The 22,365-nt window shown below is 68.2% G+C and carries 25 protein-coding genes and 1 pseudogene; 9 read left to right on the top strand and 17 right to left on the bottom strand.

Annotated elements, in window-relative coordinates; genetic code table 11:
* Positions 1-5 precede the first annotated feature (5 nt).
* The 3 genes from ACLARN_RS26335 to ACLARN_RS26325 are packed head-to-tail and all read right to left on the bottom strand — an operon-like array spanning position 6 to position 2,365.
* Entirely contained in the window at positions 6-899 is an 894-nt protein-coding gene (locus ACLARN_RS26335) for a TIGR03564 family F420-dependent LLM class oxidoreductase (RefSeq protein WP_409494133.1), read from the bottom strand.
* A 12-nt stretch (positions 900-911) separates the two neighbouring features.
* Positions 912-1,583: a TetR/AcrR family transcriptional regulator gene (locus ACLARN_RS26330; RefSeq protein WP_409494132.1), complete on the bottom strand. Its 672-nt coding sequence runs from the start codon at positions 1,581-1,583 to the stop codon at positions 912-914.
* Positions 1,584-1,615: 32 nt separating this feature from the next.
* A complete protein-coding gene (locus ACLARN_RS26325; RefSeq protein ID WP_409494131.1) occupies positions 1,616-2,365 on the bottom strand; it encodes a class I SAM-dependent methyltransferase in 750 nt (249 codons plus the stop codon).
* 81 nt (positions 2,366-2,446) lie between these two features.
* On the opposite strand from ACLARN_RS26325, the gene ACLARN_RS26320 reads away from it, so the two are divergent.
* The gene (locus tag ACLARN_RS26320) at positions 2,447-2,665 is read left to right on the top strand and encodes a hypothetical protein (RefSeq protein WP_409494130.1); all 219 of its coding nucleotides are present in this window, start codon (positions 2,447-2,449) and stop codon (positions 2,663-2,665) included.
* Here ACLARN_RS26320 and mgrA read toward each other — a convergent pair.
* Together mgrA and ACLARN_RS26310 are read right to left on the bottom strand one after the other, a co-directional pair.
* Positions 2,649-3,683, bottom strand: a complete 1,035-nt coding sequence (mgrA, locus tag ACLARN_RS26315) for an L-glyceraldehyde 3-phosphate reductase (RefSeq protein ID WP_409494129.1) — start codon at positions 3,681-3,683, stop codon at positions 2,649-2,651. The genes ACLARN_RS26320 and mgrA overlap by 17 nt on opposite strands.
* 10 nt (positions 3,684-3,693) lie before the next feature.
* A complete protein-coding gene (locus ACLARN_RS26310) occupies positions 3,694-4,650 on the bottom strand; it encodes a helix-turn-helix transcriptional regulator (RefSeq protein ID WP_409494128.1) in 957 nt (318 codons plus the stop codon).
* 62 nt (positions 4,651-4,712) lie between these two features.
* Between ACLARN_RS26310 and ACLARN_RS26305 the strand changes: the two genes are divergently transcribed.
* The 3 genes from ACLARN_RS26305 to ACLARN_RS26295 are packed head-to-tail and all read left to right on the top strand — an operon-like array spanning position 4,713 to position 8,402.
* Positions 4,713-6,152 carry an MFS transporter gene (locus tag ACLARN_RS26305; RefSeq protein ID WP_409494127.1) on the top strand — a complete coding sequence of 480 codons (1,440 nt, stop codon included), beginning with the start codon at positions 4,713-4,715 and terminating at the stop codon, positions 6,150-6,152.
* 22 nt (positions 6,153-6,174) lie between these two features.
* On the top strand, positions 6,175-7,056 hold the full coding sequence (locus tag ACLARN_RS26300) for an AAA family ATPase (RefSeq protein WP_409494126.1): 882 nt from the start codon (positions 6,175-6,177) through the stop codon (positions 7,054-7,056).
* Entirely contained in the window at positions 7,053-8,402 is a 1,350-nt protein-coding gene (locus ACLARN_RS26295) for a vWA domain-containing protein (protein WP_409494125.1), read from the top strand. Before ACLARN_RS26300 ends, ACLARN_RS26295 begins: the two co-directional genes overlap by 4 nt.
* A 248-nt stretch (positions 8,403-8,650) precedes the next feature.
* On the opposite strand, the gene ACLARN_RS26290 is transcribed toward ACLARN_RS26295, so the two are convergent.
* Together ACLARN_RS26290 and add are read right to left on the bottom strand one after the other, a co-directional pair.
* Entirely contained in the window at positions 8,651-9,463 is an 813-nt protein-coding gene (locus ACLARN_RS26290) for a lytic murein transglycosylase (RefSeq protein ID WP_409494124.1), read from the bottom strand.
* 63 nt (positions 9,464-9,526) lie between these two features.
* Entirely contained in the window at positions 9,527-10,501 is a 975-nt protein-coding gene (add, locus tag ACLARN_RS26285; RefSeq protein WP_409494123.1) for an adenosine deaminase, read from the bottom strand.
* 163 nt (positions 10,502-10,664) lie between these two features.
* Between add and ACLARN_RS26280 the strand changes: the two genes are divergently transcribed.
* Positions 10,665-10,883, top strand: a complete 219-nt coding sequence (locus ACLARN_RS26280; protein ID WP_409494122.1) for an antitoxin — start codon at positions 10,665-10,667, stop codon at positions 10,881-10,883.
* Positions 10,884-10,885: 2 nt separating this feature from the next.
* Here ACLARN_RS26280 and recQ read toward each other — a convergent pair whose 3' ends face one another.
* On the bottom strand, positions 10,886-12,721 hold the full coding sequence (gene recQ, locus ACLARN_RS26275) for a DNA helicase RecQ (protein ID WP_409494121.1): 1,836 nt from the start codon (positions 12,719-12,721) through the stop codon (positions 10,886-10,888).
* Between the two features lie 46 nt (positions 12,722-12,767).
* Complete coding sequence (locus ACLARN_RS26270) at positions 12,768-13,115, bottom strand: ArsR/SmtB family transcription factor (RefSeq protein WP_409494120.1); 348 nt, start codon at positions 13,113-13,115, stop codon at positions 12,768-12,770.
* A 105-nt stretch (positions 13,116-13,220) separates the two neighbouring features.
* On the opposite strand from ACLARN_RS26270, the gene ACLARN_RS26265 reads away from it, so the two are divergent.
* Together ACLARN_RS26265 and ACLARN_RS26260 are read left to right on the top strand one after the other, a co-directional pair.
* Positions 13,221-13,733 (top strand): mycothiol transferase, encoded by a 513-nt coding sequence (locus ACLARN_RS26265; protein WP_409494119.1) that lies wholly within the window; start codon positions 13,221-13,223, stop codon positions 13,731-13,733.
* A 57-nt stretch (positions 13,734-13,790) separates the two neighbouring features.
* Positions 13,791-14,354: a hypothetical protein gene (locus ACLARN_RS26260; RefSeq protein WP_409494118.1), complete on the top strand. Its 564-nt coding sequence runs from the start codon at positions 13,791-13,793 to the stop codon at positions 14,352-14,354.
* Here ACLARN_RS26260 and ACLARN_RS26255 read toward each other — a convergent pair.
* Positions 14,351-15,220, bottom strand: coding sequence for a hypothetical protein (locus ACLARN_RS26255; protein WP_409494117.1), 870 nt, complete (start codon positions 15,218-15,220; stop codon positions 14,351-14,353). The two genes, ACLARN_RS26260 and ACLARN_RS26255, sit on opposite strands and share 4 nt — an antisense overlap.
* A gap of 270 nt (positions 15,221-15,490) precedes the next feature.
* Here ACLARN_RS26255 and ACLARN_RS26250 point away from each other — a divergent pair, with 270 nt between their 5' ends.
* A complete protein-coding gene (locus tag ACLARN_RS26250; RefSeq protein WP_409494116.1) occupies positions 15,491-16,441 on the top strand; it encodes a hypothetical protein in 951 nt (316 codons plus the stop codon).
* Here ACLARN_RS26250 and ACLARN_RS26245 read toward each other — a convergent pair.
* From ACLARN_RS26245 to ACLARN_RS26220, 6 genes and pseudogenes are all read right to left on the bottom strand, one after another.
* Positions 16,431-17,057 carry a TetR/AcrR family transcriptional regulator gene (locus tag ACLARN_RS26245; protein ID WP_409494115.1) on the bottom strand — a complete coding sequence of 209 codons (627 nt, stop codon included), beginning with the start codon at positions 17,055-17,057 and terminating at the stop codon, positions 16,431-16,433. The two genes, ACLARN_RS26250 and ACLARN_RS26245, sit on opposite strands and share 11 nt — an antisense overlap.
* A 93-nt stretch (positions 17,058-17,150) precedes the next feature.
* Positions 17,151-17,374, bottom strand: a pseudogene (locus tag ACLARN_RS26240) (cupin).
* 36 nt (positions 17,375-17,410) lie between these two features.
* Positions 17,411-18,451: a polyprenyl synthetase family protein gene (locus ACLARN_RS26235; RefSeq protein ID WP_409494114.1), complete on the bottom strand. Its 1,041-nt coding sequence runs from the start codon at positions 18,449-18,451 to the stop codon at positions 17,411-17,413.
* Positions 18,452-18,522: 71 nt separating this feature from the next.
* Complete coding sequence (locus ACLARN_RS26230; protein ID WP_076168597.1) at positions 18,523-18,966, bottom strand: single-stranded DNA-binding protein; 444 nt, start codon at positions 18,964-18,966, stop codon at positions 18,523-18,525.
* 241 nt (positions 18,967-19,207) lie between these two features.
* Positions 19,208-19,618, bottom strand: coding sequence for a hypothetical protein (locus ACLARN_RS26225; protein WP_409494113.1), 411 nt, complete (start codon positions 19,616-19,618; stop codon positions 19,208-19,210).
* 42 nt (positions 19,619-19,660) lie between these two features.
* Positions 19,661-20,053 (bottom strand): NUDIX hydrolase, encoded by a 393-nt coding sequence (locus ACLARN_RS26220; RefSeq protein ID WP_409494112.1) that lies wholly within the window; start codon positions 20,051-20,053, stop codon positions 19,661-19,663.
* Positions 20,054-20,131: 78 nt separating this feature from the next.
* On the opposite strand from ACLARN_RS26220, the gene ACLARN_RS26215 reads away from it, so the two are divergent.
* Positions 20,132-21,289 (top strand): epoxide hydrolase family protein, encoded by a 1,158-nt coding sequence (locus ACLARN_RS26215; protein ID WP_409494111.1) that lies wholly within the window; start codon positions 20,132-20,134, stop codon positions 21,287-21,289.
* On the opposite strand, the gene ACLARN_RS26210 is transcribed toward ACLARN_RS26215, so the two are convergent.
* A complete protein-coding gene (locus tag ACLARN_RS26210) occupies positions 21,282-22,328 on the bottom strand; it encodes a winged helix DNA-binding domain-containing protein (protein WP_409494110.1) in 1,047 nt (348 codons plus the stop codon). The two genes, ACLARN_RS26215 and ACLARN_RS26210, sit on opposite strands and share 8 nt — an antisense overlap.
* Positions 22,329-22,365: the final 37 nt, after the last annotated feature.

Genomic DNA, 22,365 nt, shown 5'->3' with positions numbered 1-22,365 from the left:
GACACTCATGAGGCGAACAGTTCCCGGGTTCGCGCTTGCTCGCCGGGCGTCCCCACCGGCATCAGGATCAGTTCCGTCGCACCGGCCTCTTCGAGCTCGCGGATCCGCGCCCGGACGAACTCCTCGTCACCGGCGATCACCGTCCCGCCAGGACCGTCGACCCGGTCACGGGTGAAAATCGCTTGGTACGCCGGGATGTTCGCCGCCATGCCGTAGTTCTCGGCGACCCAGTCCCGTGGTCCGTCGGGGTTGTCGGTGACGGAGATCAGCTGCCCGGTGATGACGCGCGGTGCCGCACGCCCTGCCTCTGTGGCCGCTTTCGTCAGCGTCGGGACGATGTACTCCTCCAGCGAGCGTGGCCCGGCCCAGGTGGACACCACACCGTCGGAGTAAGCGCCGCTGACCTTCAGTGACAGTGGGCTCATCGCGCCGACCACGACCGAAGGCGGCTCGGCACCGGGTGCCTCGACGGTGCCGACAGCGGTCAGCGTCTCGCCGTGCACGTCGGCCTTTTCGTGGTGCAGCAACGGGTAGAGCGCCTGAAGGTACTCGCGCAGGTGCCGGACAGGGCGGTCGAAGGAATAGCCGTACTGGTCTTCGATGATCGGCCGATGGCTCAGCCCGACGCCGAGTGAGACCGGTGCGCCCGTGGCGGCTTGTAGCGTCAAAGCCTGCGCTGCCAAGGAAATCGGGTGCCTCGGGTAGGTGGGGATCACCGAAGTGCCCAGTGCGAGACCGGGAGCGGCCGCGCCCAGCGCCGTCAGCGCGGTGAGGGCGTCCCAGCCGCCGCGCTGTGCGAGCCAGATCGCGTCGTAGCCCAGCCGGGCGGCTTCTTTCGCTTGCGCGACGACGTCGCCGAAGGGGACACCGATTTCGTCGAGGAGGATTCCGGTCCGCATGCGCGGCTCCCGTCAGTAGGCGCGCCGGAGGTTGGCGCGGTCGATTTCCGCGGTCGCGCGGAAGAGGGCGATGGCACCCGGTGCCGCCGCGCGCACCTTCGCGGCGGGAGGAGTGGCTGTCGGCTGGAAGGCATGGGCGACGGTGTCGGCCAGCAGGTCGGCGGCGGCTTCGGGATCCTCCGCCGGGGCGAGCAGGAAACCGTGCAGGACGGCTTGATAGGCCTTCGCCAGGTCTTCGACCTCGATGTCGGTGCGGATCAGGCCGTGCTCGGCTTGCAGTTTCAAGTACTCCAGGAACGCCTCGTGATGCCGGGGATCCTGGTTTTCGTGGAGCTTCGCCGCGAGCTTGCCCAGCACACCGGAGTCGGCGAGGTAAGGCGCGTGGAGCAGGGGCCTGCGCACGACGTTGAGGAACTGGGTGCGGGTCATCCGGTGCAGCAGGGTGAGGTCGGGATCGTCCTCGATCGCCTGTGCCAGGTTCTCGATGGACCGCGCCGCCTCCCGCAGCATGACCGCGAGGAACAGCTGTTCGCGGGTTTTCCAGTGCAGGTAAAGGGTTCCCTTGCCGACATTGGCGTGCTCGGCGACGTCCTCCACGGTCACCCGCCGGTAGCCGTGCCGCAGGAGCAGGTCCGCGGCGGCGTCGAGAATACGTTCGGCGCGTTCCTGCCTGTCCTCGGTCACGCCGCTAGTTTATGACTGATTTTGAAATTTGGTCAAGCGATGGACTTGGCGGCCTCCACGAGCACCCGCCGGGAGTGCGCGACGAACTTCCCGTCGGTCTCGATCATCCGATGGAGTTCCGCGAGCTTGTCGCGGTACTTCGCCACCTCGAAGCCCGGCACGATCCAGATCACCTTCCGCAGGAAGTGGACGACCGCGGCGAGGTCGAAGAACTCCATCCGCAGTTTCGCCGGTTCCAGCCGCTCCACCCGCAGTCCGACGGCTTCCGCCTCGGTGCGCAGTACCTCGGGGGTCCAGCCGCCGTAGTCCTGCGGGCCGAGGAAGAACTCCTTCAGTTCCCGGACGGTCCCGGCGCCGATCTGTTGCGACAGAAAGGTTCCGCCCGGTCGCAGCACCCGCGCGATTTCCCGCCACGGGTTCTCGATCGGATGGCGGCTGCTCACCACGTCGAAGGATTCGTCGGGGAAGGGCAACGGCGCGTCGAATTCCGCCTCGACCACCTGGCCGCCGAGTGGCGCGAGGGTTTTCCTGGCGACCTCGACGTTCGGCGGCCAGCCTTCCGTCGCGGCGAGGACCGGCGGCGGTTTCGGGATGCCCGCGAGCACCTCGCCGCCGCCGGTCTGCAGGTCCAGCCCGGCGGAAGCCGCCGCCATCCGCTCGCCGAGCAGCCGCGAGTACCCCCACGGCGGCCGTTCCTCGGTGGCCCGGCCTTCGAACCACGAGAAGTCCCAGCCTTCGACCGGGACGGCTTCTCCTTTGGCGAGCAGATCTTCGAACGTCATGTCCGCAGTCTCGGTCCCTCCGCCCGCCGGGGCAACGCGTTTTCGGGACCTGTCCCCGAACGTGGCGGCCACACTGGGCGGATGAACCGAGACACCGAACCGAAACCCGTGTGGACACCGGCCAGTGTGCTCGGCTGGGTGGTCGGAACGACGCTCATCCTGATCGTCGGCACCTTGATCCTCGGTGTCATCCTCGGGATGTTCCTCGAGAACCCGACACTCTCCTACGTGTTCGGATTCATCCTTTCGGCGCTCTACGCCGGCGTTCTCGTCGCGCGGGCGATCAAGATCCGTCGGTAGACCGCTTCCACAGGTTGATGTCGGCCTCGGTGGCGTAGCGGTCGATCTCGGCCAGCTCTTCGTTGGTGAAGTGCAGGTTCTTCAGCGCGCCGACGTTGTCCTCCAACTGGGCGACGCTGCTCGCGCCGATCAGCACCGACGTCATCCGCGGGTCGCGCAGGCCCCACGCGAGGGCGAGCTGCGCCAGCGTCTGGCCGCGACGCCGCGCGATCTCGTTCAGCGCCCGGATCTTGCCGAGCGTGCTCTCGGTGATCGTATCCGGGTTCAGCGACTTTCCTTGCGCGGCGCGGGAGTTCTCCGGGATACCGTCGAGGTAGCGGCTCGTCAGCATGCCCTGCGCCAGCGGTGAGAAAGCGATGCAGCCCGCGCCTTCGGTTTCGAGGGTGTCGAGCAGCTTGTCGCCTTCGAGCCAGCGGTTGAACATCGAGTACGACGGCTGGTGGATCAGCAGCGGCGTGCCCAGTTCCCGCAGGAGCCGCGCGGCTTCGGCGGTCTTCTCCGACGAGTACGACGAAATGCCGACGTACAGCGCGCGCCCGGAGCGGACGGCGGTGTCGAGTGCGCCGACGGTCTCTTCGAGCGGCATCTCGGGGTCGAATCGGTGCGAGTAGAAGATGTCGACGTAGTCCAGGCCCATCCGGCCGAGCGACTGGTCCAAAGAGGACAGCAGGTACTTGCGTGAGCCCCACTCGCCGTACGGGCCGGGCCACATGTCGTAGCCCGCCTTGGTCGAGACGACCAGTTCGTCGCGGTACGGCTTGAAGTCCGAGGCCAGCAGCCTGCCGAAGTTCTCCTCCGCCGAGCCGTAGGGCGGGCCGTAGTTGTTGGCGAGGTCGAAATGGGTGATGCCCAGGTCGAACGCCCGCCGCGCGATGTCCCGCTGGGTGCCCAGCGGCTTGTCGTGCCCGAAGTTGTGCCACAGGCCCAGCGAGATCGCGGGCAGCTTCAGTCCGCTGCGCCCCGTGCGGCGGTAGGGGATGCTCTCGTATCGGCCCTCGGCCGCGACATAGGTGCTCACGGGCCCGATGCTAGCCGCCGGAGGCGCGGGAGAAGAGGCTGGCGACGGTGCCGAGGTGATCTTTGAACGCCGAAGGGCTCTCGACCTCGAAGGGCGCGCCGATGGCGGCGAGGATCAGCACGGGCCAGTCGAAGGTGTCGACGTTCATCGTCAGGCGGCAGGACTCCTCGTCGATCGCCTCGAGCGCACCGCCGAGATACCGCACCGCCGCCTCGACCTGGGCTTTCGGCGCCTCGACCCGGACGACCAGCGTATGCGTGGTCGGCCTTGCCTTGATCTGGGCTTCGACGAACTTGACGGCGTCGCCGCCCGGGATCTCCCGCGGCCGGAAGCGGGCTCCGGTGGCGCGCGGCTCGGTGAGCCTGTCGACGCGGAAAGTGCGCCAGTCCACCCGGTCGAGATCCCACGCCACCAGGTACCACCGGCGGCCGAGTGAGACGAGCCGATGCGGCTCGACCAGCCGCGCGGACTCCTCGCCGCCGCGTGCCGCGTAGTCGAACTTGAGCCTTTCGTCGTCCCGGCAGGCCTGCGCGATCACCGTCAGGCTGGCCGCGTTGACCCGGGGACCGGTGACCGCCGCCGGCGTCGTGTACGCCTGAAGCGCGTCGACGCGCCTGCGCAGCCGTGGCGGCATCACCTGGACGACCTTCGTCAGCGCCCGGACCGACGTCTCCTCGATGCCCTCGACCGACCCGCTCGCCGCCGTCCGCAGGCCGACCGCGATCGCCACGGCCTCCTCGTCGTCCAGCAACAGCGGCGGCATGACCGTGCCCGACCGCAGCTGGTAGCCGCCCGCGACGCCGCGGCTCGCGTTGACCGGATAGCCCAGCTCGCGCAGCCTTTCGACGTCGCGCCGCAAGGTCCGCTCGCTCACCTCGAGCTTGTCGCTCAGTTCGATCCCCGACCAGAAGCGGTGTGTTTGCAGCAGGGACAGCAGCCGCAGCATCCGCGCACTCGTATTCGCCATGAATCCAGATTCGCCCCGATTCCGGTCAGAAAGTGGCCGGAATTGACTTTAGCGTTGTTCCCATGACGATGACACTGGACACCCCGAGCGGTCTGACCACGGAGAACGTGGAGAAGCCGTACCGCTGGCGCTGGCCCGCGCTGTTCGTGATCCTGACCGGCTCGGTGATGGAACTGCTCGACATGACGGTCACGAGCATCGCGGGGCCGGTCATGCGGGCCTCGCTCGGCGGCGGCACGGCGATGATCCAGTGGCTCGGCGTCGCGTACACCCTCGCGATGGTCTCCGGTCTGCTTACCGGCGGGCGGCTCGGCGACATCTTCGGTCGCAAGCGCATGTTCCTGATCGGCGCGATCGGCTTCGTCGTCGGCTCGCTGTTCTGCGCGATCGCGGTGAGCCCCGAGATGATCATCGCCGCGCGGGTGGTGCAGGGCCTGTTCGGCGCCGCGATGATCCCGCAGGGCCTCGGCATGATGAAGGAGATGTTCTCCGGCAAGGAACTGCAGTCCGCGTTCGGCATGTTCGGCCCGGTCATGGGCCTCGCCGCGGTCGGCGGGCCGATCCTGGCAGGCTGGCTCGTCGACGCCGATCTGTTCGGCACCGGCTGGCGGATGATCTTCCTGATCAACCTCCCGATCGGCGCGCTGGCCGTGCTGGCCGCGGTGAAGTTCCTGCCTGCCAACCGGCCCGGCGCCTCGCTCAAACTCGACATCCCCGGCGCACTGCTCGCCACGACCGGTGCGCTGCTGATCGTCTTCCCGCTGGTGCAGGGCCGCGAGTACGGCTGGCCGCTGTGGACGTTCGCGATGATGGCCGCCGCTGTCGTGGTGTTCGGCGTCTTCGCGTGGTTCGAGAAGCGTAAGAGCCTTCGCGGCGGCGCCCCGCTGGTGGAGCCCAGCCTGTTCCGCAAGCGCAGCTTCCTCGCCGGGATGGCGACCGGGACGATCTATTTCGCGGCCTTCTCCGGCTTCGGCCTCGTGTTCACGCTGTACCTGCAGCTCGGGCTCGGATTCTCGCCGCTCAAGGCCGGTCTGACCGGGGTGCCGATGTCACTCGGGATGATCGTCGGGATGGGTCTGGTGCAGGTGGTCCGCAAGCACGGCCGCAAGGTGCTGCACACCGGTGCGCTGATCATGGCCGCGGGCGTGGTCGCCCTGCTGCTGCTCCTCGGCCCGGAGACCGGTCCGTGGCTGATCGCGCCCGCGCTGCTGGTGGTCGGGATCGGATCGGGCCTGATCATGGGGCCGTACTTCGAGATCGCACTGTCCGGAGTGGAACCGTCGGAGGCCGGATCGGCTTCGGGCGCGCTGACGTCGCTTCAGCAGGTCGGCGGCGCGCTGGGCATGGCGTTGCTGGGCACGGTGTTCTTCGACGCCGGGACCGCCGACCCGACCGACGCGGCCCAGCGGACGTTCTGGGTGGTCGCGGTGATGGTGATGCTCACCTTCGCGGTCGGGTTCCTGCTGCCCAAGCGGATCCGCGACGTAGAGTCGGCCGGGTAGGCGATCGAAGCTGGGAGGCCGCGTGGCTGGGACCGGGTACTTCACATCCGTCGAAGACGTGACGGCGAAGCTCGCCGACACCGGCTACCTGGCCTCCGCGGCCGTCGCCACCACGGTGTTCCTCGCGGACGCCCTCGGCAAGCCGTTGCTGATCGAGGGCCCCGCCGGGGTCGGCAAGACCGAACTGGCGAAGGCCGTCGCGGAGGCCAGCGGGTCTCGGCTCGTGCGGCTTCAGTGCTACGAAGGCGTCGACGAGTCCCGCGCGCTGTACGAGTGGAACCACGCGAAGCAGCTTCTCCGGATCACCGCAGGCAAAGACGAGACGTGGGACGAAGCCCGCAACGACATCTTCGGCGAAGAGTTCCTGCTGGCCCGGCCGCTGCTGACGGCCATCAAGGGCGACGAGCCGACCGTCCTGCTCATCGACGAGACCGACAAGGCCGACGTCGAGATCGAGGGGCTGCTGCTGGAGGTCCTCGGCGACTTCCAGATCACCGTCCCGGAACTCGGCACGATCACCGCTGGGCGTAAACCGTTCGTGGTGCTGACCTCGAACGCGACACGAGAACTGTCCGAGGCGCTGCGGCGGCGGTGTCTGTTCCTGCACATCGATTTCCCCGACGCCGCACTGGAACAGCGCATCGTGCGGCTCAAGGTGCCGGGTGTCGATGACGCGCTCGCCGCGTCCGTGATCAAGGTGATCACCGCGCTGCGGGCGATGGAACTGCGGAAGGCGCCGTCGGTCGCCGAAACCATCGACTGGGCCCGCACTCTGCTGGCGCTCGGCGCCGACAGCCTCGGCGAGGACGTCGTCCGCGCGAGTCTCGGCGTCATCCTCAAACACCAGGACGACATCGTGAAGGCGGACGCGCGACTGGAACTCGGCAAGGTCCTCGACTCGTGAGCGGCGTGCCGGGCAGGCTCGTCGAGTTCGTGGAAGCGTTGCGGGAACACGGGATCCCGGCGGGTCCCAGTGAGACGGTCGACGCCGCCGCGGCACTCGAAGTGCTGGGACTGGCCTCACGCGAGCAGATGCGGGAAGGTCTCGCGGCGGCGCTCGTCCGGCGCGGCGGCCAGCGCGCGGTGTTCGACGCGACCTTCGACATCTACTTCCCGCTCGGAATCGGCGCACCCTCTCAGGACCCCGTCGACGACCTGGCGGCACTGCGCGATCGGCTCGCTTCGGCGCTCGCGGCCAACGACCAGACGGAACTGACACAACTCGCCGGGCTCGCCGTCGACATGCTGGGGGAGTACGGCGGCACGGCGGGCGCGGGTGGCTGGTCGGCCCACCAGACACTGGAACGCCTTCAGCCGCAGACACTCGTGGTCCGGGTGCTCGAAGCGATCCGCGCGGGCGCTTTGAACGACTTCACTGACAGACTGGACCGTGACGACGTCCGCCGTCGGGTCGAAGGATTCCGCGGGCTCGTCCGCACCGAAGCACGCCGCCGGGTAGCGGAAGTCCGTGGCAGGGAACGGGTTTCGCGCCACGCCGTGCCACCCGCCGCCGACCGCGTCGACTTCCTGCTCGCCAGCCGTGCGCAACTCGCCGAACTCCGCCGGGTCGTACAGCCACTGTCGCGCAAACTCGCCACCCGGCTGGCCGCCCGCCGCCGACGGCACGCGCGCGGGCAGATCGACCTGCGCCGGACGTTGCGGCGTTCGCTGTCCACCGGCGGTGTCCCGATGCGGCCGTCGTACCGGCGGCACCGGCCGGGGCGGCCGGAAATCGTGCTGCTGTGCGACATGTCGGGCTCGGTGGCCGGATTCGCGAACTTCACGATGCTGCTCGTGCAGGCCTTGCGCGATCAGTTCAGCAAGGTGCGGGTGTTCGCGTTCATCGACGCCTGCGACGAGATCACCCACCTCGTCGACACGGGTGCGGCCGACCCCGAAGACCTCGGCGCCCGCATCCTCGCCGACGCCGAACTCACCCGGTGGGACGGCCGCAGCGATTACGGGAACGCGCTCGGCGAGTTCGCCGAGCGCTACGCGGACGCCGTGGGGCCCAGGACGTCCATGTTGATCCTCGGCGACGCCAGGACCAACGGCGGCGACCCGAATCTGGCCGCGGTACGCGGAATCGCCGCCAAGGCGAGGCATACGTACTGGCTCAATCCCGAGCGGACCGCGCTGTGGTCCACCGGGGACTCCGAGGCGCACGCCTACGCGGAGGTCGTCGAGATGTACGAATGCCGGAACGTGCACCAGTTGACGTGGCTGGTGACAAGGCTCCTGCCCGCCTAATGTCCTGAGTCAGAAGTTCGTGTCGCGAGTGATCCGGGTCGTTCTATCGAGGAGACGGGCAAAGGTGCCGTCGGTCGCGGGACCTTCGTGACCACACCACACGCACCCTGGCATGTCGCGAAAGCCACTTTCGGGACATCAGATGTCCCGAAAGTGGCTTTCGCGACACCCAGATCAACACCCGGGCGAGTACGTGAGATGCCACCTTCGCCCTACCCCTCAATAACCAGCCCAGATCACTCACGACGCTAGGGCTTCAGAGCCGCCTTGCCGTAGGCGTCGGCGTTGCTGAACACTTCCTGCCCGTACGTGGCGGAGTTGTTGTAGGTCAGCACCGCGCTCCACCAGCCGGTGGGCTTGCCGAGGTCGCCGCCCTTCGCGCACATGTAGCGTGCCGTCGTCATCGCGGCGTCGTCGATGTTCTGCGGATCCGGCGTGGCGCCGTCACCGCTCGCGCGGACGCCGTACCGCTTCCAGGTGGCGGGCAGGAACTGCATCGGCCCGACCGCGCGATCCCACTTCGGGTCGCCGTCGAGGGCGCCCTTGTCGGTGTCGACGACCGCCAGCACGCCGGGGGAGCCGTCGAGCGGGATGCCGATGATCGGCGGCGTCACGATGCCGTCCTCACCGGCACGGGAGCCGTCGTGCCGGGCGTGCTGGGACTCGGTCCGGCCGATTCCGGCGATGGTCGCCCAGGTGATGCCGCAGCGAGCCGGGGCCTTTGCGGCCGCGTTCACGTACGCACGCAGCGCGCGCGAAGGGATGTCCGTGTTCTCCGACACCTTCGCGATCCAGGCGTCCTTCGCGGGCTCCGCGGGCAGCGGTCCGGCGTCACCGGGGATCGCCGAACGCGGCGCGGGCTTGAGCGCGGGGACGGTGAACACCGGTTTGACCGGCACCGGCTCGCGGTCGCCGAGGCTGACCACCACCCACACCGCGCCGGCCACCAGTGCGCCCACGACCAGCAGCGTGAGCATCACGCAGCCGCGCGGGCCGCGCCTCTTGGGCGGGGGTTGCCACTGGTCCATCAGGTCCAGGGTCGAAGGGGACGAAGCGGTCACCGGCTCCACGGTACGTGACGGATGTGGAGAAGTTGTGTGGCCACCCGTCAGCCTAGCCATTCGTCAGCCGAGCCAGGCGTCGATCTCGGAGTGGATCGTGCGCTTGAGCTCGGCGGGCGCGAAGGAAGCGTCGACGGAGGCCCGGGCGAGACCGGCGAGCGTGAGGTCGTCGTAGGCGAACGCCTCCCGGGCGCGCAGGAACTCGTCGGTCAGCGTGGTCCCGGTGACGGAGGGGACGTCGGTGCTGAGGGTGACCACGAGCCCGGCGTCGACCAGCCGGGGGAGCGGGTGCTCTTCGAAGGACGGCACGAGCCCGAGCGTCACGTTCGAGGACGGGCAGACCTCCAGCGCGATGCCGCGTTCCCGCACCTCGGCGACCAGCGCGACGTCCTCCAGGATCCGGATCCCGTGGCCGATCCGTTCGCTGTGCCCGAGGTCGAGCGCCTCACGGATGCTGTCCGGGCCCGCGTCCTCCCCGGCGTGGTGGATCAGGTGCAGACCGGCCTCCTCGGCCTCGTCGCAGATCCCCGCGAAGGGCGCGAGCGGGTACGTCTCCTCCCCGGCGAGGCCGATCGCGAACACCCCGTCCCTGGCGTAGCGGCGGGCGAGGTCGAGGGTGAGCCTGGCGCGTTCGACCGACCGGCGGCGGGAGTGGTCCAGGATCACCCGCGAGGTGAGCCCGTGTTCGGCCGCGCCGACCGAGAGTCCTTTGAGGACGGATGCCAGCGGCATGTCCGGCTCGCCGAGCCGCTCGCCGTGCGACCCCGCGGTGAAGGTGACTTCGGCGTAGCGGACGCCGTCCGCGACCTGGTCCTCGCAGAACTCCCTCGCCACCCGTTCGAAGTCCTCCGGTCGCCGCAGACAGGACCGCAGCAGCCCGTTGTAGTCACCGAACGCGCGGAATCCGTCGAACACGGGTTGCTCGGCGGGTACGGCGATACCGTTCGCCTCGCCGAGGTCACGGAGCGTGTCCGGCCGGATGGTGCTTTCGAGGTGGACGTGCAGATGAGCCTTGGGCAGCTGCGAAAGATCCCGCATGAGCCCGAACTTAGTGGCAGGCGCCGTGCTTCGCGCCTGGTTTTCACGGTGCCTGAGCAGCACGGATATCCGAAATGAGTGATTTGGCGCGCTACGGGGAACCCAGTGGGCACCACCGGTCGTTGAGCAGGACAACAGACGACCCCTAGGAAAGGGATCCATCGTGGCTCTACTGCGGAAGTTGACCGCCCTGGCCGGCACCGCCGGGGCCGTGCGCGCCTACGTGCGGAAAAATCCCGAGAAGGTCACCAAGGCCGTGAACAAGGCCGCGACCTTCGTCGATCACAAGACCAAGGGTAAGTACCACAACCAGATCGACGGCGCGGTGCGCAAGGTCGACGGGATGACCGGACGGCCCCCTCGTCGACCCTACGACCACTGAGACTAGTTCTCGGCTGAGAGCGTCTCGAGGATCTGCTCGCCGTACTTCGCGAGCTTGTTCTCGCCGACGCCGCTGACCGTACCCAGCTCCTGCAGCGTGGCGGGCCGTTTGGTGGCGATCTGGCGCAGGGTCGCGTCGTGGAAGATCACGTACGCGGGCACCCCCTGCTCCTTCGCCGCCGCGGCTCGCCACGAACGCAGCAGTTCGAACACCGGCGCCGCTTCGGCAGGCATGTCGGCGGCCGCCGCCTTCTTCGCGCTCGACCGGGCCGCCGCCTTGGCCGCCCGCTCCGGCTCACGCCGCAGCTGGACCTTCCGCTGCCCGCCGAGCACCTCGGCGCTGCCCTCGGTCAGCACGAGCGAGCCGTAGTCACCCTCGACCGCGGCGAGCCCCTGCGCTAGCAGTTGCCGGACCACCGCCCGCCACTCGGGCTCCTTCAGTTCCGTGCCGATCCCGAAGACCTTCAGGGAATCGTGCCGGTGCTGGGTCACCTTCGGCGTCGATTTGCCGAGCAGGATGTCGATGATCTGACCGGCGCCGAACTTCTGCCGCCGCTCGTTCTGGAGCCGGACGATGGTGGAGAGGAGTTTCTGCGCCGGGATCGTGCCGTCCCAGGTCTCCGGCGGCGCCAGGCAGGTGTCGCAGTTGCCGCACGGCTCACTCTTCTGCCCGAAGTAGCTCAGCACCTGCACGCGACGGCATTCGACCGTCTCGCACAGCGCCAGCATCGCGTTGAGATGGGCGCTCTGCGACCGCTTGTGCGCCTCGGATCCCTCCGACATGTCGATCATCTTGCGCTGCTGCACGACGTCTTGGAGGCCGTACGCCAGCCAGGCTGTCGACGGCAGCCCGTCCCGGCCCGCGCGGCCGGTCTCCTGGTAGTAGCCCTCGACGGACTTCGGCAGGTCCAGATGCGCGACGAACCGCACGTCCGGTTTGTCGATGCCCATGCCGAACGCGATCGTCGCGACGACGGTCAGCCCGTCCTCGCGCAGGAACCGCGACTGGTGTTTCGCGCGGGTCCGCGCGTCCAGCCCGGCGTGATAGGGCACCGCCGGAATCCCGTTCTCCACCAGGAAATCCGCAGTCTTCTCCACCGAGTTCCTCGACAGGCAGTAGACGATCCCCGCGTCGCCCTTGTGCTCGGTGCGCAGCAGTTCCAGCAATTGGCGCTGCGGCGAGTTCTTGCCGATGATCCGGTACTGGATGTTCGGCCGGTCGAAGCTAGCGACGAAGTGCCGCGCGTCGTCGAGGTTGAGCCGGGACGCGATCTCGGCGTGCGTCGTCTTGGTCGCGGTGGCGGTGAGCGCGATCCTCGGCACGTCCGGCCAGCGCTCGTGCACCGCGGACAGCATCAGGTAGTCGGGCCGGAAATCGTGACCCCACTGGGAGACACAGTGCGCCTCGTCGATGGCGAACAGCGAGATCTTGCCGCGGTCGAGCAGCCGCACGGTCGCTTCGACCGAAAGCCGTTCCGGCGCCAGGTACAGCAGGTCCAGCTCACCCGAGAGGAACGCGGCCTCGACCCGGTTGCGCTCGGCGTAGTCCTGCGTCGAGTTGAGGAAACCCGCGCGCACGCCGAGGTTGCGCAGCGCGTCGACCTGATCCTGCATCAACGCGATCAGCGGCGAGATCACCACGCCGACACCGGGCCGGACCAGCGCCGGGATCTGGTAACACAGCGACTTCCCGCCGCCGGTGGGCATGAGAACGAGCGCGTCACCGCCTGAGATGACGTGTTCGACGATGGCTTGCTGGTCGCCGCGGAAGTTGTCGTAGCCGAAAACGCGGTTCAGCGTTTCGACGGCTTCCGAGGTACCGATGTCGGGGGCTGCCACCCGGACGATTCTAGGGGCGGGGTCCGACAGTCGATGCCTGCCGGTGTCAGTCGCTCTCCTCCGTGGCCTTCCGGCGTTCGCGACGGCCGCGCGCGATCTCGGTGGCGAGCGCGTCGAGCGGCCCCGTCCAGAACCGCCGGTACTGCTCCAGCCAGCCGTCGATCTCCTTGAGCGGTCCCGGATCCACCGAGTACAGGCGACGCGCACCCTCGGCGCGGACGGTGGTGAAGCCGTTTTCGCGCAGGACGCGCAGATGCTGGGAGACGGCGGGCTGCGAGATCCCGAATTCGCCGCGGACCACCGTGGTCACGTCGCCGGAACTCAGTTCCCCGTCCGCCAGCAGCTCCAGGATCCGGCGGCGCACCGGATCCCCCAGGACGTCGAACGCGTGCATCCGGCAACTATCACGGCCTGGGCTTATATAAGTCAAGGATGCAAGGTTGGGGATCACCTCGTGGTGGCATCGTTCGGGGGAGACGAAGCTTCGGAAGGGGATTCGATGAAACTGGCCGAGGTGGTGGCCGACGGGTTCGGCCGCGTCCAGGAGGTCGTGCACGAGGCCGTCGAGGGTCTCAGCGCCGAACAGCTGGTCGCGAGCCCGGCACCGGGCGCGAACACGATCGCCTGGCTGGTCTGGCATCTGGCCAGGGTGCAGGACGACCACATCGCCGGCCTCATGGGCACCGAGCAGATCTGGACCGCGCAGGGCTGGCTGGACCGGTTCGGGCTGCCGTTCCCGGCGGCCGACATCGGGTACGGACATCGCCCCGAAGACGTCGACGCGGTCCGGGTCGACTCCGCCGACCTGCTCACCGGGTACTACGACGCGGTGCACGAGGCGACGACGGCTTGGGCCGCCGATCTCGACGAAGCCGCCCTCGACCGTATCGTCGACGACGCGTGGGATCCGCCCGTGACCCTCGGGGTACGCCTGGTCAGCGTGCTGTCCGACGATCTCCAGCACGCCGGGCAGACCGCCTACCTCCGGGGGCTCGTACTCCGCGATACGTAGGCGAGGTGTCGCTCCACGCCGGACGACAGCAGTGCCGCCCGCGGAAACACTGGGCGCATGAGTACTTCCACAGTGCGGCGATCGCCGATGACGCTCACCCCGCGGTGGCGGAAACTCGCCCTCGTCGTCCATGTCGTCTCGTCACTCGGCTGGCTCGGGATCACCATGGTGAACACGGTCCTGACCTTCACCTCCGTGTTCACCGACGATCCCCGCCGCCAGCACGCGGCCATCCTGATGATGGACCAGGTCGGCGGCTACCTGCTGCTGCCGGTCAGCCTGACCGCGCTGGTCAGCGGGATCGTGCTCAGCATCGGCACGAAATGGGGGCTGGTCCGGTACAAGTGGGTCGCGATCAAACTGGTGCTGACCCTGATCGCGGTCGGGTTGACGTTGTTCTCCCTGCTGCCGGGGATCAGGGAGCTGGCGGCGGCGGCCGAGTCCACTATGGACGGCGCGTTCGTCGAAATGGGCCGTCGCGTTGACGGGTTCTACCCGATCATCGTGTCCACGACGATGTACGTGACCATGACGGTGCTGTCGGTGTACAAGCCGGGTGGGAAGACGGCTTACGGACGTCGGGTGACCGCGGTCCGGGTCCGTGTAAGCCAGCCCGCTTAAAACTGCTCGAGGGCCTCGTCGATCCGCTCGGCTTCGGTGGCCAGGTCGGCCAAGGTGGTCTGGGCGGCGGCGGTCTCACCGTTCGCCGCCTCCTCCTCGAGTTCGGCGTCGGCGAGCCGCCGCCGGAGATCGTTCGCCTTCTCCGTGGCCTTCTCCGCCCGGCGTTCGGCGCGGGAGAGTTCGATTTCGGCCTGCTTGCGGGCCTTCGCGAGATCGGCCGCCTCGCGCCGGAGCCGATTGAACTCCGCCAGCCGCTTCTGTTCGCGCTCGGCCTCTTCGCGAGCCTTGGCCGTCCGATCCTGCTCGGCCTTCTCGGCGGCCTTCCGTTTCGCCTTCCGCCGGTCGTCCAAATGCGACACGGTGGCGGGCTTTTCCCGCTCCGGGGCGGGTTCCCGGGTCGGGCGCGGGGTGAACCCACTGATCAGCCACTGATCGGCCGCGCTGTCCGCGCCGGTGCTCAGCCGCCCGGCCAGCGCGAGCGCCGCCACCTCGGGATCGGCCACGACGGCTTCGAGGGTCGCTTCGACCTCGCGCGCGACCGGCTCGCTCATCGAGCGTTCGTCCTGCAAGATCCGGTTCACCAGTTCCTGACGCTGCCGGGTGAGCTTGCGCAGGTCCGCGCCCGCCAGCGCCGAATGCGCCTTCCGCAGATCTTCGCCCAACCTGGCCAGTTCCTCCAGCTCGCGGGAACCGGCCCGGCGGTTGAGGATGGTGGCCGCGCGCGTGGGTTTCCGGAGCGCGCGAATGCGTTCGGCCAGTGCGGGGTCACCCGCCGCCTTGGCCTCTTTCGCCCGCTGGTTGCGCACCGAGACGAACTCGGCCGGATCGCCGGCGTAGAGCTCGTCCGCGACCTCGTCGAAGTCCATCGTCCTCCGCAGGGTCAGTGGTCAGGCCTGGCTCGAGGTTCTCATCCGGACCACGATCCCACGAGACTCCGGGGTTTTCATCTTTTCGGGGCATCCACGCGGCCGCCGTAGCGTATTCGCTCGTTCGGTGGCACCCGCCGGACCGGTGAATCCGGGATTGCCGGGAGCCGGCCGGACCAAGGGCGGATCGGCACTTTGGAGGTGGCGTGCGCCCACCGCCGGAACAACGATGAGCAGCGGGGATCCCGCCATCTGCCGCTGGAGGCACGAATGTCCGTCACCGAACGCGCTCCCGTTTCTCCGCAACCGAACTTCCTCGGCTCCGGACCGTATCCGGAACGCCGGTGGCGGGTGGTCCTTTGGTCCGTCCTCGCCGGTTTCGCGCTGACGGTGATCTGGTCGGCGCCTTTTGTGGACAGTGTGATCGGCGACAGCGTCGCGAACACCCTGCTGGGACACAACGCCAAAGAGACCCCGATCGGCGGTGTGCTCGCCGGGACGTTCTTCGCGTTCGTTTCGGGGCTCGCCGGGACGTTCACCGCGTGCAACATCGCCGCCTTCGGTGCCGTCGCCCCGCTTGTCGGCGGAGGGACCGCCGGACGGCCGAAGTTCGTCAACACCTTGAAGCCGCTGGCCTGGATCTCGGCGGGCATGCTGACCGTTTCCGTCGTGTACGGCGTCATCGTCGCGCTCGTCGGCACGCGGATGCCGCAGTTCTCGACGGCCTCTTCGCCGGGCGGGCTCACGCCGCGGAACATCCAGTCGATGATCGTCTACGGCGTGATCGGGATCGTGTTCATCGTGCTGGGCCTGGCTTCCGTCGGTGTCGTCCGCAACCCGATCGCCGGTCTGACCCGCCGGTTCCCGCCCGCGCCGCTCGTCCTGATGGGCGCGCTCATCGGCGGGTTCCTGATCGGCCGGCCGTTCCCGCTGTTCCGGGTGATGTTCCGCAGCGCGGCCGAAAGCCACAACGTCTTCTACGGCGCCGCGGCGTTCGCCCTGCAATCGGTCGGCAACATCCTGGTGATGGCGCTGTTGTTCCTCCTGCTGACGCACGGTACGGGTGGCAGGCTCCAGCGGTGGATGCTCGCGAAGCCCACCAGGATCGCCGTGGTGACCGGTGCCGCGCTGCTGGTCGCCGGCACGTTCACGCTGCTGTACTGGGATCTGCGGGTGCTCGGCCGGACCGGCGTCATCTGGTACCCGACCATCAAGTGGTGAAGATCCGCGCCAACACCTGTTCGACCGAATTCTGCAGGCACCTCGCCGCGTCCTCCCGGCCGGCGAGGTACCTCAGCAGACCTTGCTGGAACAGGCCGTCGAAGAGCGCATACGTCGTCGACGGCGCCAGATCCAGCGGCTTGTCCAGTAGTTCCGCGTAGCGGGCGACGATCCGCCAGATCATCAGTTCCAGTGTCTCGTCGATGGCGAGGACGTCGGCCCGGAACACTTTCTCGAACAGGCTCTGGTTGCGCAGGTCGTACCAGAGCCGATGCAGCCGGGCGTCCTCGCGCAGGGTGGTCGCCATCGCGGCGCTGAAGGCCTGCCGCAGTTCTTCAGCCGTTTCCGTGATCTCGACCAGCTTGTCGTACCGGGTGACGCATTCGGTCTTGTACTGCTTGACGCAGTAGGTGATCAGCTCGGCCTTGTTCCGGAAGTAATAGTGCAGGACCCCGTGGGAGAACTCGGAGTTCTGCGCGATCTCCCGCAGGCTCGTGCGGGCATAGCCCAGTTCGGACAAGGTGAGCAGCGCCGACCTCGCCAGCTGCGCACGTCGCTGATCGAATCTGTCCACCCGGCGGGTCTCGTCACCGCTGCGGTCCGCTACGTCGGTCACAGTTCCCGGTTCCCGTCGCTTCGGGTGCCCGCCGACCACGAGCACGTCGTCGGATTCTAGCCCGGGAAAGGGTTTTCTTACCTCCGACAGAATCTATTCGAGCCACTCGGTGATGAAATGGTCGCTTTCGTGGATGTGGACGGCTTCGTAGTCCCGATGGTGAACCGGGCCCTGCCGCTGACGATGACGAACGTTTCGCGGTACGGGTGCTGATGCAGCCTCGGTCCGGAACCGTCGACGTCGGTCCGTTCACGGATGATCGAGATCCCGGCCCCGATGTCGCGGCCTTCGACGTTTTCCGGGGCTTCGGTGGTCATTTCGCCACTTTAGGCCGTGTCCCACACGCCGTGGGTCTATTCGCCGCGGTCGACCACGAACGCCGATAGGCCGGTCAGCAGTGCTCTGGCCGGGCTGTCGGGGAGGCCGAGCGCGAGGTCCCGGGCCTTGGCGGCGTATCCGTGGGCTTCGGCCAGGGCACGATCGACGCCGGCGGAGTCACGCAAGAGCCCGAGCGCTTCATCGCGCAGCGCCGGGTCGGTGACCGGGCCGTGGCCGATGATCTCGCGCAAGCGCGCGGCCCCGGGTCCTTCGTCGTCGAGGGCGTGGAGCATCGGCAGGGTGACGACGCCTTCGCGGAGATCGGTGCCCGCGGATTTGCCCAGATCGGTGGTGGACGCGGAGATGTCGAGGACGTCATCGGAGATCTGGAACGCGACACCGATCAGTTCGCCGTACTGGCCCAACGTTTCGATGATCCGCTCATCCGCCCCCGAGACCTGGGCGCCGAGCCGCCCCGCCATCGCGATCAGCGACGCGGACTTGTCGGCCATCACCTGGATGTGGTGCTCGTAGGGCGCATGACGGCCGCAGTCTTCGAACGGCCCGGTCGCTTCGAGGAACTGGCCGCGGACGAGCCTGCCGAACGTCTTCGCTTGCAGCCGTAACGCGTAGTCGCCGAGTCCGGCGCCGACCCGTGCCGCGCAGGCGAGCACGTAGTCGCCGATCAAGACGGCTTTCTTGTTTCCCCACAAGGAATTCGCACTCGTCACCCCATGCCGCATCGGCGCCTCGTCCATGACGTCGTCGTGGTAGAGCGTCGCGACGTGGACGAGTTCGACGATCACGGCCGCCGAGATCGCCTCGTCCCGTCCACCGCCGAACGCCGCTCCGGTCAACGCCATCAACGGCCGGAGCCGTTTCCCGCCCGCGCGGACGAGATGGGTGGCGGCCTCGGTGAGATCCGGATATCCGGGGCTGCGCAACACCTCCTGAAGTCTGTCTTCGACCAGGGCCAGCCCGGTGCGGAGTTCGGCGGCGAACTCCGCGTGCCGCTCGTCGGCCGGGTCCAGTCCGAGTTCCGTGACGATCGTGGTCGTGTTCACGACCTCCAGCATCCGAGCCGGAGGCCCGTGACCGCATGGCGCGGGAGGGGGAGATCGGTCCCTCCCAAGAGGGAACCGCCGGATCAGAAAGGCGGCTCCGGGCTACCGGCGGCCACCGGCGTTCGCTCCCAGGCGCCGTCCGACGGCGTGCCGCCCGAACTGCGGCCCGCCTTGTTCACCTTCGCCGTGGCATAACGCAAGGATGGCCCGATCTCGTCGACGTCGAGTTCCACCACCGTCCGTTTCTCGCCTTCCTTCGTTTCGAACGAGCGCTGTTTCAACCTGCCCTGCACGATCACCCTGGTGCCGCGGGTGAGTGATTCGGTCAGGTTCTCCGCCGCCTGCTTCCAGAGTGCGCAGCGCAGGAACAGCGGGTCTCCGTCACGCCATTCCCCGCTCGCGCGGTCCAGCACGCGCGGCGTCGACGCGACCGTGAAGTTCGCGACCGCCGCACCCGACGGGGTGAACCGCAGCTCCGGATCGGTCGTCAGGTTGCCGATCACCGTGAGCACCGTTTCTCCGGCCATGGGACTTTCCTCCTCGCTTCCGCGCGCGGGCCCCGACCGGGCCCGCTGTCGCCTGGGAAGAGGAGACCACCGGGGTACGACAGTTTCGGCCGGTCCGTGGTGCTCGGATGTCATGAAAGGGGCTTTCAAGACGGAAAGTGTCTTGAAAGCCCCTTTCATGACACCCTGGCGGCCGAAAAACGCGTTCGAGACGACAACGTCCACAGTGACCGTCGCATGTGGAGCGACTGGCGCGCACAGGTCACAGCGGTTTGATCTTGAGGACGGCGGCACCATCGCCCACGCCGAGCAGGGTGATCGAAAGGTCGTTGTAGCTCAGGCCGCTGCCCGTCCATAGCTTGGCTTTGAAATCCTTGCCCGTGCCCCACGCCTCGCATTTGCCGGAACAGGCTCCGCCCTGCCGGGTCCCGATACCCCGGGCGATCAGCACGACGGTGTCGGCGTCGACGGACTGCACGGTCACGAACTCGACGTTGGTCTTTTCAGGGAGCTTCATCTTCGCCCCCGCCGGCGCGCTCACCTCGCAGATGCCGTCGGCGCAGGCGGCGAGATCGGCGCTGTCCGCGGGCTTCGGGGTCTCGACGGGTGAGTCCGAACCACAGCCCGCCACGAGAGCGAGTGCGGCGAGTGACAGGAGCAGGCGTCGGATCATGTCGCGGAGGGTAGGGACGTCTACTCGGGACTGGTCCCGGAATCAGCCATCGAGTGCCTGGCGGAAGTGCTCGGCGAGGTCGAGTCCGGCGGCTTCTTCCCGGGTGTACCAGGTGAAGGCGTCGTGTTCCTCGGGATCGAGCACGACTTCGCCCGGTTCGTCTTCGGCGAGCGCGTACACCGTGGCGTGGATCCGCAGCGGCCTGCCCTCGACGTCGTCCCAGCTGTGCCTACCGCGTTCGTGGGTGACCCGCACGGTCAGCCCGGTCTCCTCGGCGAACTCGCGGACCACGGTCTCCGCTGTCGTCTCACCCGGCTCGACAGTCCCGCCCGGCAGTTCCCAGTGACCGCCGAGGAAGGAGCCCGGCCGCCGTCGGATGAACAGGATCTTCCCGTCGCGGATGAGCCTGCCGTAGGCCAAGTACTTGTCCGTCACCAGCGCATCTTCCCGTATCCGGAGAGGCTTCACGATTGAGGACCGAACCTGTCCGCAATCGCCCGTAGCGTACGCATTATGGAAAACACCGAGATCCGCCCCTTCCGCCTCGACGTCCCCCAGGAGCAGCTCGACGAACTGCACGCGAAGCTCGATAGCGCGCGCTGGCCCGCTCCGCTTCCTGGCGACGATTGGGACACCGGAGTGCCGGTGGCGTGGTTGCGCGGGCTCGCCGAGTACTGGCGCGACGGCTACGACTGGCGTGCCGTCGAAGCAAGGATCAACCGCTTCCCGCAGTTCACCACGGTCATCGACGGACAGCGGATTCATTTCCTGCACGTCCGCTCGCCCGAAGCCGACGCGACCCCGCTGGTGCTCACGCACGGCTGGCCGGGATCGGTGGTGGAGTTCCTGGACGTCATCGGTCCGCTGACCGATCCGAAAGCGCATGCTGGGGACCCAGCCGACGCCTTCCACGTCGTGATCCCGTCGCTGCCCGGCTTCGGTTTCTCGGGCCCGGTCTCGGATTCCGGCTGGACGATGCCGAGGATCGGCCGTGCCTGGGCCGAGCTGATGCGCCGTCTCGGCTACGAACGCTACGGCGTGCAGGGCGGCGACCTCGGTGCTTCGGTGTCGCCGGAGGTCGGCCGGGTCGCGCCGGACAAGGTGATCGGCGTGCACGTCAACGGCGGGCTGACGCCGATGCCCCCGATGTCGCTGTCCGAGGAGGAACTGGCTTCGCTCACCGACATCGAGCGCGATCGCGTCCAGCGGATCGGCGCCTTCATGCAGGAGGAGTTCGGGTACATCTCGATCCAGTCGACCCGGCCGCAGACGCTCGGCTACGGGCTGGTGGATTCGCCGGTCGCGCAGCTGGCCTGGATCATGGACAAGTTCCGCGAGTGGACGCATCCGCGCCCGACGCTCCCGGACGAGATCATCGACCGCGACACGCTGCTCACCAACGTCATGTTCACCTGGCTCACCGGAACGGCGGCATCGTCGGCGTACGTCGGCTACGCGCAGGCGGAAACCTGGGGCGCGGTGGAGAAGAACTCCGGGGTGCCGACGGCGGCGCTGATCTTCGCGCACGATGTCGGGATCCGGCGGTACTCGGAGGACGCGCACACGATCGTGCGGTGGACCGATGTGGATCGCGGCGGGCATTTCGCGGCGTTGGAGGAGCCCGAGATCCTGATCGCGGACGTGCGGGAATTCTTCCGGTCCCTCAAATGACGATTACGGCCGCTTCCCCGAGGAAGCGGCCGTAATCGTCCACTTCGGACTCCAGACCGGTGATGGCGGACCGCGAAAGCGCGGCGAAGGATTCGACGACGACCTTCGTCTGCTTCGCGGTCCGCTTGGTGTGCCAGACGCCCGCGATCCGGCCGTCCACCAGCACGGTGGGCGCGATCATCCCGCCACCCGAGTTGACGCGCTTCGCCTCGGCCGGGTCGAGGAACAGATCGCGGTCGCGGTAACCCAGCAGATAGGTGTCGAAGGCGCCGAGCAGACGAGGCGGACAGGCAGGCGCGGAGAGATCGGTTTCCCTGAGGGCGAAGCCGTTGCTCGCCGGGGTGAGTTCCAGTGCGTCGAAGGCCTTGCGGCAGACGCCGAGCGGGAGGCCGGACCAGGCGCTGAAGTCCTCGGCCGTCGCGATGCCGTACGCGGTCAGGTAACGGCGGGCGAGTTCCGCGTGCGGGTCGTCCGGGGTGTCGTCCTCGGTGATCCACTCGTCGAGGAGAACGTACGTCGGCTCCGTTCCGTCGTCCGGGCCTCGGCAGAGCAACCCGCGATTGGCCGCGTACGCCAGGAGGTGGGCGGGTGCCTGAGACTTCGCGTCGAGTGCGATCCCGTTGCCTGCCAGGCCGTCCAGGATCTCCTGCCGGGTGAGTGCCTTGCCCGGCAAGAGATCCTGGAGGTGGTTCAAGGCTCGTTCGCAGAGTTCGTCGGTGAGGTCGAGTTGCCTGCGGCGTCCTTGGCCCGCTTGGGCGTTGCGTGGCCCGAACAGGCGATTCAGCCAGCGGAGATCGGCCGCCGGGACCAGGTGGAGCGTCTTGCGCATCAGCCAGGTGCGTGCCACCACGCGGGACGCGTCGACGTCCGACGCGGTCAATCCCTGGCTGCGGGCGCGGACCGCGAGCCTGGCGGCGGGGCTCGACTGCGCCTGGATCGCGGCGACGGACCGGGCCACGGCCAGCACGTCCGAGGCCGGGGCGCTGAGCAGTTGCGCACGGGCGCGGACCGCGCGGATGTCGTTTTCGGACAGCGTCACCCCTTGACGATCTCATGGGACCGCGCGGCTACGGTGG

The sequence above is a fragment of the Amycolatopsis sp. cmx-11-12 genome, from assembly GCF_046269425.1.
Classification (GTDB): domain Bacteria; phylum Actinomycetota; class Actinomycetes; order Mycobacteriales; family Pseudonocardiaceae; genus Amycolatopsis.
Note: the sequence above shows the minus strand (reverse complement) of the source record. Positions and strands in the feature narration are given on the sequence as shown.